Annotated in this window: 9 protein-coding genes and 1 pseudogene; 5 read left to right on the top strand and 5 right to left on the bottom strand. The window is 66.1% G+C overall.

Going from position 1 to position 13262, the window contains the following annotated elements:
• The first annotated feature begins 20 nt into the window (after positions 1-20).
• Positions 21-821, top strand: coding sequence for an META domain-containing protein (locus QUE25_RS07730; RefSeq protein WP_286263713.1), 801 nt, complete (start codon positions 21-23; stop codon positions 819-821).
• Here QUE25_RS07730 and QUE25_RS07725 read toward each other — a convergent pair.
• The gene (locus tag QUE25_RS07725; protein WP_286263711.1) at positions 808-3402 is read right to left on the bottom strand and encodes a P-type ATPase actuator domain-containing protein; all 2595 of its coding nucleotides are present in this window, start codon (positions 3400-3402) and stop codon (positions 808-810) included. The genes QUE25_RS07730 and QUE25_RS07725 overlap by 14 nt on opposite strands.
• 77 nt (positions 3403-3479) lie before the next feature.
• Here QUE25_RS07725 and QUE25_RS07720 point away from each other — a divergent pair.
• Positions 3480-4149 (top strand): annotated as a pseudogene (locus QUE25_RS07720) (glutaminase).
• Here the strand turns inward: QUE25_RS07720 and QUE25_RS07715 are convergent.
• From QUE25_RS07715 to QUE25_RS07705, 3 genes are all read right to left on the bottom strand, one after another.
• Positions 4139-6817 carry a winged helix-turn-helix domain-containing protein gene (locus QUE25_RS07715; RefSeq protein ID WP_286263709.1) on the bottom strand — a complete coding sequence of 893 codons (2679 nt, stop codon included), beginning with the start codon at positions 6815-6817 and terminating at the stop codon, positions 4139-4141. The pseudogene QUE25_RS07720 and the gene QUE25_RS07715 sit on opposite strands and share 11 nt — an antisense overlap.
• A 180-nt stretch (positions 6818-6997) precedes the next feature.
• Positions 6998-7447, bottom strand: a complete 450-nt coding sequence (locus QUE25_RS07710) for a hypothetical protein (RefSeq protein WP_286263707.1) — start codon at positions 7445-7447, stop codon at positions 6998-7000.
• Complete coding sequence (locus QUE25_RS07705) at positions 7444-7668, bottom strand: lipopolysaccharide assembly protein LapA domain-containing protein (protein ID WP_286263705.1); 225 nt, start codon at positions 7666-7668, stop codon at positions 7444-7446. The genes QUE25_RS07710 and QUE25_RS07705 overlap by 4 nt, the downstream gene beginning before the upstream one ends.
• A gap of 179 nt (positions 7669-7847) precedes the next feature.
• Between QUE25_RS07705 and QUE25_RS07700 the strand changes: the two genes are divergently transcribed.
• The 3 genes from QUE25_RS07700 (at position 7848) to QUE25_RS07690 (ending at position 12266) form a co-directional block, all read left to right on the top strand.
• Entirely contained in the window at positions 7848-8330 is a 483-nt protein-coding gene (locus QUE25_RS07700; RefSeq protein WP_286263703.1) for a DUF1269 domain-containing protein, read from the top strand.
• Positions 8331-8462: 132 nt separating this feature from the next.
• Positions 8463-10025 (top strand): SLC13 family permease, encoded by a 1563-nt coding sequence (locus tag QUE25_RS07695; RefSeq protein WP_286263701.1) that lies wholly within the window; start codon positions 8463-8465, stop codon positions 10023-10025.
• 165 nt (positions 10026-10190) lie between these two features.
• Positions 10191-12266, top strand: a complete 2076-nt coding sequence (locus tag QUE25_RS07690) for an AMP-binding protein (protein WP_286263699.1) — start codon at positions 10191-10193, stop codon at positions 12264-12266.
• A 52-nt stretch (positions 12267-12318) separates the two neighbouring features.
• On the opposite strand, the gene QUE25_RS07685 is transcribed toward QUE25_RS07690, so the two are convergent.
• Positions 12319-13239 carry a pirin family protein gene (locus QUE25_RS07685; protein ID WP_286263696.1) on the bottom strand — a complete coding sequence of 307 codons (921 nt, stop codon included), beginning with the start codon at positions 13237-13239 and terminating at the stop codon, positions 12319-12321.
• Between the last annotated feature and the right edge of the window lie 23 nt (positions 13240-13262).

Raw genomic sequence — 13262 nt, 5'->3', positions numbered from 1 at the left:
CGATGTGAAGGACGTTTCTCATGACCAAGCGACTCTGGCCCGCCGCCGTTCTGACGATCTCGCTGTTGCTCGCCGGCTGCGCCGTCACCCCCACCCCGTTCGATCGCACACCCGGCGGAGCGGGCGGACCGTCGGATCTGGTCGGCATCACCTGGTTGTTGGACGAGCTGAACGGCCAGCCTGCCGTGGAGGGCACGTTCCCGTCGGTCACTTTCAGCAGCGAGGGCGGCATCGGCGGCTCGGGCGGCTGCAACGTCTACGCCGGCAACTACACCGTCAGCGGCTCCCAGATCGATGTGGCTGACAACATCATCTCGACGATGATGGCGTGCGACGACCCCATCATGACCCAGGAGTTCGGGCTCTTCGACGCCCTCAAGACCGCGTCGTCCTACGCCGTCGTGGACACCAAACTGACTCTGTCCGACCAGAACGGAACCGCCTTGGCCACCTTCAACGCCCAGTCCCAGGACCTCGCCGGCACCAGCTGGCAGGTCACCGCCTACAACAACGGCCAAGAAGCCGTCGTCGGCGTGCTGGAGGGCACTACCCCGAGCATCGAGTTCGGCGCCGACGGGCACCTGTCCGGGTCCGCGGGCTGCAACAGGGTGATCGGCAGTTTCACCACCACCGATGGCACGATCAAGCTGGGACCGCTGGCCACCACCCAGATGGCCTGCGCCGAGCCCGAGGGCGTGATGGATCAGGAGTCCCGGCTGGTGGCCGCGCTCGAGACCGCCGCGACCTACCACGTCGAGGGTCCGAGCCTGGAGATGCGTACCGCCGACGACGCGATCGCCGTCCGTTTCAGCCGCGCCTGAGCGCCCAGGTCATCCGGTCTCGCAACATCATGCCGGTCCGGTGCATCCGAGCCGAGGCATCGATCAGCTTCCACAGCGCCAGCACGCCCAGTAGCCAGGCCAGCACCGCGAGGATCACGATCCCGTAGTGGAGGGGATTGCTCAGCCAGCCGAGCCTGAAGAACCACTGGGTGAGCGGCACTTCCGCCTGCACCGTCGCGACGATCACCAGAACCACCGCCAGGATCACCATCTTGCGCGAGTGCAACGTCATCAGGCCGACCACCAGGCCCGCGTAGATGAGCACGTAGGCGACCGCCTGCTGCGCGTAGACCATGCGTCCGGACGACTCGAAGAAGTACCCGTAGACGGCGAACGAGACCAGCGCCAGGCTCAGCCCTGCGGGCAGAATGAACCGGATGATCGCCCGGCCGTACCCCTCCGAGGGCACCGGCCCGGCCCCCGACCAGGCCGACAACGCCAAGGAGGGAATCGTCACGGCGATGATGCCGAGCGCTGAATCGTGCGATGACCCGTACGGAAAACCGACGCTGAGGAACCTGACCATCACGATGAGCATCGCGGTGGCCACCACCATGGTGAGGTCGAGCTTGATGACGTTGAGCAGGCCTTGGACGATCGTCTGACCCCGGCGCAGCATCGCCAGCAGCGCCAGTGGCGAGTTGTTCTGCAGGTAGATATCCGCCAGCGCGAGCGCGGCCTGGGTGCTGCCGGGCTGCGCAACCGCGACGTCCGCCTCGGCCATCGCCGAGAGGTCCGTCACCCCGTCACCCACCACGGTCACATGCTCGCCACTGCTGCGCAGCGCCCGGACGATCTCCCCCGCCTCGACAGGAGTGAACCCGCCGAACAGTGCGTGCTCGCTCACCACGCGTGCCCACTGCGAGCGCGGATGCTGCAGCAACTCGTCACGCGAGATGACACCACGCGACCGGACGTATTCGGTGTCGGAGGCACGCATCCCCTGGGCGGCCAGGTGGTTCAGCGCGTCAGCGGCTGGGCCGGGGGTGAAGGCCATCACGCGGACCCCGGCGTCCACGAAACCACGGATCACGGTCATCACCTCGTCGCTCACCCGGGACGACAGCCGCAAGACGGCCAGCGGTACCAGCCCATCGGGCAGCTTCGGGCGCCCCCGGCTGTCCCTCAGCGGCACCGGATCGGGCCGGTACGCCACCACCAGCTGTTCTCTTCCGGACTCGTCGTCGTCCGGCAATTCGGCGGTCAGCACGGGTTCAAGCGCGGCTCTTCTGCCCAGCACATACACTCCGGGTACATCGTCGTCGGCGAATACGAAGCCCGTCCAGCCGAGTGAGGCGAAGAACGGCGCCTCGGCTCGCACTGCCCGGCGTTCGCCCTCGAAAGCATCTGCCAGTACCCGCATCAGCGGCGTGGTCGAACTGGTCGAGTGCACCGCATCGCCCAGCAACTGCCGAATCCGGGATTCGGAGGGGTGATCGCCGTCGCAATGCCGGACGATGGACAACTCCACCGAGGTGCCGGCAAGGAATCCGACCTCGGTGAAACAGACCACGGTGGTCTCGGCGAGCGCCTCGATCGAGCGTGCCCGAGTGACCACACCGCCATGCTGAGCCAGATCCGCGGCACCCGCGATGTAGCTGATGATGATCATCAGATAGAGCCCGCTCGGCGCCAGGTTGAAGATCACGGGGACGGCGTCCACGAAGGCCTCCAGCGGCGCACCGATGTCGACGCGACTCAGTTCGGCCAGGTAGAGGCCTGCGTAGATGACCACGATTATCAGCAGCACCTGCAAGATCCGCGAGACCACGGACTCCAGCGGGCTCATCCGGGCCTCCCGCCGGCGCCCCGAGGCCATCGTCCGGGCCACCCGGGAGTCCGGGCCCAGTTTCTCGGCAACATAGCTGCCGCGTCCGGAGACGCAGAAGCTGCCGGCCAGCACGCTGCCGCCCGGACGAATCCGCTGCGCGCCCCGCACGCCGTCGGCGGGATAGCTGTCGACCACGATGGGGGCGTGCCCCCGGTACGTCCCATCGGCAATGAACTGATCCCCCGGCCCGACCAGCAGCAGATCGCCGGGCACCACCCGCTCGGGAGGCAGGCTCGACGCCCGGCCTTCACGCACCACGGTGTAGCGCAGGCTGGCCAACTCCAGCACCTGCGACACCCTGCGCACGGCCAGCACCTCCTGGGCCAGCCGGATCGCGATGCTCACCCCGAGCATGACCAGCGTCAGCACCCCGGAGAGCCACTCGTACAGCAGGAATAGCTGCACCAGGGCGAGCCCGATCAGGTTCAGATGGAAGACGGTGAAGACGCTCTCGCGGCGGATATTCTCGGCCGAGCGGATGATGGACCGCTGCGAGGCCTTCGCCTCGCCGCGCAGGTAGCGTTTCCGTGCCTCGGCCTCGCTCAGGCCCGCAGGCACCGCCGTCACCTCCGGCACCATCTCGGCTTTGCAGCGCCGCAGCTTCAGATAGGCGAAGGCACCGACCAGGGCAGCCAAGCCCGACAAAGCTGCGATGAGGCGGGCGGGCAGATGCCAGCGCCACGGCTGCAGGCTCGGCACCACATGGGCATTCGAGGAACCGGCCGACATGGTAGCATTCTGGCCCTTTGTGGTCACCCGCGGACTACCCCTAACGGGGGATATCCGGGTTCTTCGGAGCCGCAAGAATGGCCTTCAACTCGTTGGCCGCCGTCGAGCGCAGCACGGACGGCCGGACGAATCCGATGGTCAACCCGGGTGCGATCGCCACCACGATCCTGCTACCCGGAACAGACGAGCAGAAATGGCAATGCCTGGCCGACGGGCTGTCCCGCTTCGCGGGCCACGAGCTGGATGTCGACCAAGAGGTCTACGTGCGCGTCGGAGACGAATCTGGTCAACCGGGCCGCGGTCCAGTTGCTCGGCGCCCGCGGCTTGCTGGGCTGTGAGCCCGATCTCGCGCTCGATCTGTATACCCGGCAGAGCTGCGTAAGGGTCACCGCGCGCGATCTCGCTGTGATGGGAGCCACGCTTGCCAACGGCGGAGTCAACCCCATCAGCGGCGAGCAAGTGATCGACGAACAGCTGTGCCATTGCGTGCTGGCGGTGATGATCACCGCCGGGATGTACGAGACCTCGGGTGACTGGCTTTACGAGGTCGGCCAGCCCGGGAAGAGCGGCATCGGCGGCGGGATTGTCACCGTGTCACCCGGCAAGGGTGGGCTCGGCACCTTCGCGCCCCCCTTGGACACCGCAGGCAACAGCGTCAAGGGACAGCTGGCCGCGCGGGATCTCGCCCGGTCCCTGGGGCTGGACCTGCTGGATTCGCATCCCCTGAATGCCGATGTCACCGATTGATCGGCTCGGGGGGCTGATGCACGTCGAGCAGCCCGCGATCGCGAGCCACCCGCACGGCGTCCCTACGATTGCGCACACCCAGCTTGCGGTAGATCGATTTCAGGTGCTGTTTGACAGTGTTCTCCGAAATACTCAGCGCAGTGGCGATCTCAGCATTGGCGGCCATCGTCGGCAGATAAAGGAGCACAGCCTCTTCGCGTTCGGTCAGCGGCTGGACCTGAACCAGACCCACCGGGGCAGGCTGGACGGCCACCCTGACCAGCATCTTCTCCACGAACTCCCGATACGTCCCGGCGACAGCGAGATGGCGGCGCAGCATCATCTCCACGCGCCGATCCGGCCTGCGGAAGATGTACTCCAGTTGCTCCTCGGCGGCCAGTTCGATGGCCCGGGCCATCGCCTCGGTGGCCAGCCTGTCATGGCGCAACCGGTCTTCGGCCATCGCCACCAGCAGCCACGATCCCGCACCCTGCAGGTCACGCCCACCCAAGTTGTGCGCCACCGCTGCCCGCACCCGCTCGGGCTCGTTCGACGCCAAGAAGAGCTGGGCTCGCGCGGTGCACGCCAGATCCGGGCCGGGCTCCGACGAAGGCCCGGCCGCCGCCATCGCCTGGTCGTATTCCTCCAGCACCGACCGGGCTCGCTCGATATCGTTCGTGGCGAGCTCCACGGTCACCCGCAACTCGACCACCTGGGCGGCGATCAGACGGCCGCGTCCGGCCGGGCTCGCAGCAACCGACGTCAGCCTCACCCGGGCACTTGCCAGATCGTCACGAGCGAAGTCATCTGAGGCCTGGATGATCTGCAACAGCGCGGCGGTGAACGGACTCAGGTGGGCGTCGATCACCTGAGCGCATTGCGCGATGGTGTCCCGAGCCCGCTCATCGCAGGAGTACGTCTCCACATAGGCGATCGCCAACCACGCCCATTTCGCCTCGCCACCTCGCAGGCGGCCCCTGCTACGAGCTGTGTCGAGCGCTCGGCGAGCGAGTTCGCGGGCCTCAGCGAACCGGCCCGCGCCACTCTCGGCCAGTGCCAACAATCCCGCCAGCCGGATGTCCTCGTCATGACCGACCCGCTCCGGCGGCAGCGAAGCCAGTCCCGCGCGAAGCATCTGAGCGGCAGTCTCGTACTGACCTGCCCACAACTCCGCGATTCCACGCAACGCGTGCACGCTTCCACGGTTGTAAGCCCAGCCCGGTGCGTCCGAATAGCTGAGGTCACTGAGAATCCGTTCGGCATCGTCGGTTGCCACCCGCATCGCGATGGGATCGCAGACACGATACGCGTGAACGGCATGCAGGGTGCGGATCGCCAGCACGCACACCGCGCGCCGAGAATCGGACAACGTGTCCAAAGATGCTTCTGCCAGACTGAGGAATCGCTGTACGGCCGGTTGATCGCCTCGGACGGCCGGCGCCACCGCCATTCCTACCGCCAATTCGGGATAGTCGTGGGCGCACGCTTCCGGAATCCGTGCCATCAAACCGATGAGGACCGACTGGTCCGCGCCCAGGCACATCGCAGCACCTGAGCGGGCCACGATCTGGCCGGCGAAGTCCCAGTCACCCGAACTGATCGCCTGGTCGAGGGCTTCGGTCCAGGCCTCATGCTCTTCAAACCACAACGCTGCTTTGCGATACTGCTCCCGGGCGAGTGCGGGGTGGTCTGTTTGAAGCCTGGCGCGCAGCGCCTTGTTGAGCAACGTATGTGTGCGGTACCAGCCCGTGCCCTCTAGTTCGTGAGCGAGGAACTGATCGCGCGCCAGCATCCGCAGCAACTCGTCAGCGTTCTGCTCGCCGCTCAGGGCTTCGGCCAGCGGGCCACACAATCGCTCCGAGACCGAGGTACGCAGCAGGAACTCGGCGTACGGTTCGGGCAGCATGCCCAGCACGTCGTGCCACAGATAGTCAGCAATGAGGAAGGTCGGGCCCGCGAAGCGTTCCAGCAGCACCGCTGCATCGTCCGAGGTGCTCAAGGTCAGGGCAGCCAGACGAATGGCTGCAGCCCAGCCCCCCGTCGCGTCCACCAGCCGCGACAAGTCCCGTTCGTCGAGGCTGAGACCCCAGTTCGCCAGCAGTTCCCGGGACTCCGCCTGGGTGAAGGCCAGATCGCTGAACTGCACCTCCGACAGCTTGTCCTCGAGCCGAAGCCGGTGCAGATTGATGGGCGGATCATGCCGGGAGATGAGCACGAACCGCATCCCGTCCGGGGGCCAGCGCAGCAGCTCGGCCAGCCAATCGAGCGAGTCGCCCTGGTCCAGCTCCTGCAGATCGTCCAACACCAGGACGACCGGGGTTTCCCGGCCGCGCGCCATCTCGTACAGCACGCTGATGTCGGGTGTATCGGGCAATTCCAAGTCACGGAAGACATCCGGGCCGAGCCCCATGCTCAGGGCGCTCAACAAGGACCTCCACAATCGCGGCGCGCGGCCATCGGCACGATCCAGCGACAGCCAGGCCACCCGTCCGGCCCGCTCGCTCTCCCGCGTCCAGTCGGCGACAGCAAGGGTCTTGCCGGTTCCCGCGGGTCCGGTGACCAAGGTGATCTCACGCTGGGTCGCCTGGTCCAAGAGATCGGTCAGCCGAGGACGACGTATGAAAAGTTCGGAGCGAACCGGCACTCGTGCCCGTGAGTCCAACAAGCGGCGCACTGCCATCTCGCTCATGGACACGGCCTCACATTCGCTTCAACTGCGCCCGGGCGCCATCGTGGCGGAGGCGCACCCATCATGAGCAATCTACTATGGTCCGCCCGAACCAAGCGCGACCATCCGCGAACAGGTCAATGAGTCGCGCGCGCCATCGTCCCCGAATGGCTCGGGCGGCTTTCCGCGACAGGACTTGGTTCAATCGATGATGTGCATATCGAGCACATCGAAAGCCAGCGTTTCCAGCTCCCACAGCACCTCGAAGAGCTCCTGATCGCTGGTGAACGGTATGGTCACGGTCGTCGACGGCGGATTCTGATGAACCTCCATATTCTGGATGGATGCCGCGATCAGCTCGCCGGCATAGCCCTCCACCTCGACCAGCGCCAGCGGTCCCTGCTGAGAGTGTTCGGCCGTGGACACGCCATCGGGGACGTCGACCCGTTCAACAGAACGCAGCACCAAGCCGGCGCGTTGCAGTCGGTGCAGGACGCTCCACTGCCGCGTCGCGTCGGGCAACCGGCCACGCAGCTCGGTACCCGAGGGCAAGCGGGTCACGATCAGCCCGCCTAACTCCGCGTCCAAGGCCTGCCGCAACTCGCCCTCCACGCGGATACACAGCTGACGCGGGCCGTCCACCATGGTCATTTGCGCCGCTTCGAAACGAGCCAGCCCGCGGCGAAGCCCGCGAGGAAGACAGCGCTCAAGGTGACCCACAGCGGGGCGGACACCCGCAACATCACCAGACTGATGTCGGCGGGCTGGCGGTTCTGCAAGATGAAGATGATGGCCACCACCGCGATCGCAAGACCCAACCACACCCGCGGAGTGATTTTGAAGCTTGACCCGGAATTGCCTGTTTCGCTCATGATGCCGACCTCCCTGCGATTAACCCAAGACCCCTCATTCCATAATCTCGGCCACCGGGGTAGCTGCGATTCCCCCGTGGCGGGTGATGTGTGTTAGGGGTGCTCACACCAAACTTCTGGTGCAGACTGATTCTGCGACGTGAGCACGTCCGCTCACCGTTACGAGGAGGCAATCGCCCATGTCGGAACTCATCATCATCGGTTATGACGACCATGCAACCGCCGAGGCCGCGCAGGCCAGGGTCCTGCAGCTCCAGAAGGATTTCGTCATTGACCTCTCCGGGCTCGCTGTTGTCCGGGTGGACGATGACGGCAAGAAGCACATCGATACCCCAGGATCCATCGTTGGCGTCTCCGCCACCTCCGGCGCGCTGTGGGGCATGATCATCGGATTGCTCTTCCTGGTTCCCGGTGTCGGGCTGCTGGTCGGCGGCGCCTGGGGTGCTCTGGCGGGTCTGGCCGGCAAGGCCGGCATCAATCGCAGCCTGCGTGAGCGGGTGGACGGATTGCTGACACCCGGCAAGTCGGCTCTGGTCGTGATGGCCAAGAAGCTCACTGAGGACAAGTTCGCGGCCGCCATGGCCGAGTTCGGCGGCACCGTCTTGAAGACCTCGCTTTCGGACGAGGCCGAGAACGAGCTCGTCCAGGAACTGAAGAACTGAGCGATCGAGCGACCGGCCTGCCGGGCGATCCACCCTGATCGATTGTCTCCTTGACTACAGCGGCCTTGACCCCGGCGGCGGCCCTCGAACTCTCAGCGGAGCCGCCTCGCAGTCTCCTCGGAAAGCGTTGCCATGCCCGAAAGCACCATCGCCCTGATCATCCTGGCGGCCGCGGTCCTGCTGTTCATCTGGGATCGGCTGCCCATAGCGGTCATCGCGCTGCTCGTCCCGCTGGCTCTGTGGGCCACCGGAGTGCTCGATCTGGGTGAGGCCGTGGCCGGCTTCGGCGATCCGACGGTGCTGTTCATCGCGGCCTTGTTCGTGGTGAGCGAGGCTTTGGACGCCAGCGGTGTGACTGCGGCAGCCGGCGGATTCGCGATGCGGCTGGGCGGAACCAATCCGAGCCGTCTGATGGTCACCGTGATGCTGATGGCGGCTTTGCTGACGGCCCTGATCACCCCGAACGGGTCGGTGGCAGCTCTCACCCCGGTGATCGTGGTCATCGCGATCCGGGCGCACCGCTCACCGTCCGAGCTGCTGATGCCCGCAGCGTTCGCCGCTCATTCGGGCTCACTACTGATGCTGATCGGCAGCCCGGTGACCGTCGTGGTGGCCGACTACGCCGAATCGACCGGGGCCGGTCGGCTGGGGCTCTTCTCCACCGGGCTGATCGGCCTCGTGCTCACCGTCGCAACGATCGGGGTCGTGCTGCTGCTCGGCTCACGACTGGTACCGCAGCGCTCCTCCGGCAAGGTGCTGCGCGATCTCGGTGCACACGGTGCGCTGCTCGCCGAGCACTACGGGCTGGACGAGCCCCAGGACAAGCTGATGCAGCGCGGTCGCGGTACCGCCGAGTTCATCATTCCGCCGCGCTCCCGATTCATCGGCGACCTCGTCCACCACGGGATGGTGACCGAGTCGGGTGAACTCGTCGTGGCCGGGATGCATCACAAGGGACGCGACGTCGCCGGCCCGCTGACGCTGTCGGCCGGCGACTCGCTGCTGTTCCGGGGGTCCTGGCAGGCGCTGGCCAATGCCGCCGATGATCCCGACATCATCGCGGTCGACGACCCGGACGCGGTGCGCCGGCAGGCAGTTCCTCTCGGCCGGGGCGCCAAGCGCGCCCTCAGCGTCCTGGCTGCCATGATCGTGTTGCTCGCGACCGGCGTGGTCCCGGCCGCTGTGGCGGGCCTGCTGGCGGCGCTGGCCATGATCCTGCTGCGTGTGATCACCGTGGAAGAGGCCTACGCGGGTGTCTCCTGGACGACGATTATCCTTGTCGGAGGCATGATGTCGCTATCGGTGGGGATGACTGAGAGCGGAGCGGCGCAACTGCTGGCCGAAGGCCTGGTCTCCGTGGTGGGCAGTGCCGGACCTTTCGCGCTGCTCGCGGGACTGTTCGTCATCACTGCAGTACTCGGTCAACTGATCAGCAACATGGCAACCGCCCTGATCGTCATACCGATCGGCGTGTCGGCTGCTGCTCAGATGAATATCTCGGCGATGCCGATTCTGGTGGCGATCGCCGTGTTCGCCGCGGCCGCGCTGCTGACCCCGGTGGCCACCCCGGCGAACCTCATGGTGCAGGAGGCGGCGGGCTACCGCTTCAACGACTACTGGAAACTCGGAGCACCACTGCTGCTGCTCTATGGCTTGGCGGGCATCTTCCTCGTCCCGCTGCTGTGGCCGTTCTAGCGCTGCGGGATACCGCCAACGGTGGCAGCAGGACAGCTGTGGTAACCCGACAAAAAACGGGGCCGATATCGTCGGCCACTGATGGGCGAATCCAGCCGCGGCGCAATAGCCTTGTGTGCAGGCGATTGAGCAAGCCGCTCGGTCAATGACGCACGGGAGCCGACTATGCCAACGCTCGATGAACTCTGGGCCGCGGCCTACGATCCCGGGGTGCGCCGCCACCTGGACTATCCCGGGGGCAGCCTGGTCGATGGGTTCGACCGGTTCACCCGCGAGTTCCATGATCGTCCGGCCCTCGACTTCTTCGGGGCACGCACCAGCTTCACCGAACTCAAACGGGCGGTCAACCAGGTCGCCGGGCGGCTGTACGAGTTGGGAGTGCGTCCGGGCGACTATGTGGCGCTGTTGATGCCGACCTGCCCTCAGCATGTCATCGCGTTCTATGCCGTGTTGGCCTGTGGCGCAACCGTCGTGGAACACAATCCGCTCTACACGATCCGTGAACTCACTCCCCTGTTCGGCGATCACCACGCCAAGGTGGCGATCGTCTGGGACGCCTCGGCCCATGTGCTCCAGGAATTGCCCGACGATGTGCGTCCGGACACGATCATCAGCATCAACATGATCACGGCGATGCCGTTCATCAAGCGGTTGCTGTTGCGGCTGCCGATCGCCAAAGCTCGCCGCAGTCGTGCGCAGCTCTCACGTCCGGCACCGGGCACGCTCGCCTTCGCCGATCTGCTCAAGCCCGGCCGCCCGGCGCCCAGCGATGTACGTCCGAGCAGCGAGGACATTGCGCTGGTGCTTTATACCTCAGGAACCACGGGCACCCCGAAGGGGGTGCCGCTGACTCATGCGAATCTGCTGGCCTGCGCCACGCAGGCGCTCGAATGGGTCACTCCGCTGAAGCCCGGCCACGATGTCTTCTTGGCCTGTCTGCCGCTGTTCCATGTCTTCGGCTGCTCGTTGTCGATGAATGCCGGACTAACCGACGGCGCCATGCTGCACCTGATTCCCAAGCCCGAAACCGGTCTGATCCTGGACGCCATCAAGCGCTGCACTCCGACGATGGCGATCGCGGTGCCGCCGCTGTTCGAGCGCATCGTGGACGGGGCCGCCGAACGCGGTGTCTCTCTGCGGGGCATCCAGACCGGCATCTCGGGGGCGATGTCGCTGCGCGGAGAGCTGATCGAGAAGTGGGAGAAGGCGACCGGCGGCCTGCTGATCGAAGGCTACGGGCTGAGCGAATGCTCCCCCATTCTGACCGGCAATCCCGTGAACAAGAACCGCATGGCCGAATCGATCGGCGTGCCCTTCCCCGATACCGAGGTACGGCTGGCCGACCCGGAGGATTCGTCCAAGGACGTCGCCTTCGGCGAGCCGGGTGAGATCTTGGCCAAGGGGCCACAGATCTTCTCCGGGTACCTGAATCTGCCTGCCGGCGAGAAGGATGGGTTCTACGACGGCTGGTTCCGCACCGGTGACATCGCCGTCGCCGATGAGCGCGGCTACCTGCACATCGTCGACCGGATGAAAGAAGTCGTCATCACCGGCGGATTCAATGTCTATCCCTCCGAAGTCGAGTCCGCCATGCGCGATCACGATGGCATCCGCGACATCGCGGTCGTCGGGCTGGCCAACGAACTCGGCGTCGAGGAGGTGGTCGCGGCGGTGGTGACCGTCGACGGCCTGCTGCCCGATGTGGACGAACTGCGCAAGTCGGTCAAGGAGCGGCTGGCCGCCTACAAGGTGCCGCGCCGGGTCTACGTGGTGGACGAGTTGCCGCGCAACGAGATGGGCAAGGTGCTGCGGCGCGAGGTGCGCAGCCGACTGGAGCGGCGCGATTTCTCCGACCAGCTGGCCAAGCTGAATCCCAAGTGGCGAGTTCAGCTCGACGAGATCGGCCCCGACGTGCGCGAATGGTTCAGCCAAGCCGGAGACGAGCTGCAGGAACGTCTGGAGAGCAGCGGCCAGGAGATGCGTGAGCGACTGGAGAACCTCGACACGAACGTTCGCTCCTGGATAGAGGAAGAGGGCAGCGGGCTGCGTGAGCGGCTCGAGAAGATGGATCTGCCCACCCGCTTGGGCATCTGGCGCGATCAGCTGCTCGGCAAGGGCTCAGAGAAGTATGACGCCGAGGAACAGAACTCCGAGGCTTCGGAGGAGTCGGACAAGCCCAAGGACCTCGAAAGCAAAGACACCGAAGGGCAGGACGCCGAGAGGCAAGACGCCGACAGGTGAGGCGGCGGCCATTACTCCGTGGTCGGGCGAGTGCTGTAGGGCGGCGAGACCCTCAGTGACGCGGACGTAACCTGACCGGCGGCAGGGGCGGCGCGGTGAGTTCCGGTTCGTTATCGGTGCGCGGAGTCAGTGGGAAGTTGCCGGGGTTGTCGCCGTCCTGCTCGGCACCGATCGCCATCTGCCAGTTCGCCCGCCAGGCCGCGATCTCCTGGTGACTGTGGCCGACGAAGGCCCACCAGACGATGAGGTCTTCACCCAACGGCTCGCCGCCGATGACGACCGCCCGGACGATCTCGCCGGCATTCGCGTGAGCCTGCAGCCGCAGCCGGCGGCGTCCGGGTGCGAGATAGCCGAGTGCACCTGCCGGCACCTCGGTGTCGTCCACTTGGACCGTGCCGGAGTCGGCGAGTACCCCGAACTCCCAGTTCTCGGGGATCTCGACCTCCAGGGGGTCTGCGGTGGTGAACCGGATCTCCGCGGCGCACAGCGGCGAGTAGACCTGAACGGGTGAGTCGGAGTCCCCGAACTCGCCGACGAAGACGGCGACCTCGTGGTCGCCCATCCGCACGGGTTCGGTGGCGAAGTACTCGAAGCCGGGTTGGTTGAATCGGACGTTGTTGGGCAGGGCCGTCCACAGCTGGACGCCGTGCAGCGGGCCCGGGGTGGAGTACTCGGTGTGGGTGGTCCCCCAGCCCGCGGTCATGATGGCGACCTCACCAGGGTGGACGAGTTCATCACTGCCCAGCGCATCGCGATGACGGATCTCACCGTCGAAAAGCCAGGTCACCGTCTGCAGGCAGGTATGCGGATGGCAGGCCATGCGCAGCGGCGCGGCGTCCGGCCCGAAATGATCGAGGACGCACCAGCCGCCGATCATCGCCAACCCTCGTTGCGGCATCACCCGGCTCACTTCAATCCGGTCGGGGGTTCCCAGCGGCATGCTGCGCGGATACATCACATCGACGGTGTTCACAACTCCCACTATGCCCGAGTCAG

The sequence above is a fragment of the Brooklawnia propionicigenes genome, from assembly GCF_030297015.1.
Classification (GTDB): Bacteria; Actinomycetota; Actinomycetes; order Propionibacteriales; family Propionibacteriaceae; genus Brooklawnia; species Brooklawnia propionicigenes.
The sequence above is the reverse complement of the archived record's forward strand: the minus strand, read 5'-3'. Positions and strand labels throughout refer to the sequence as shown.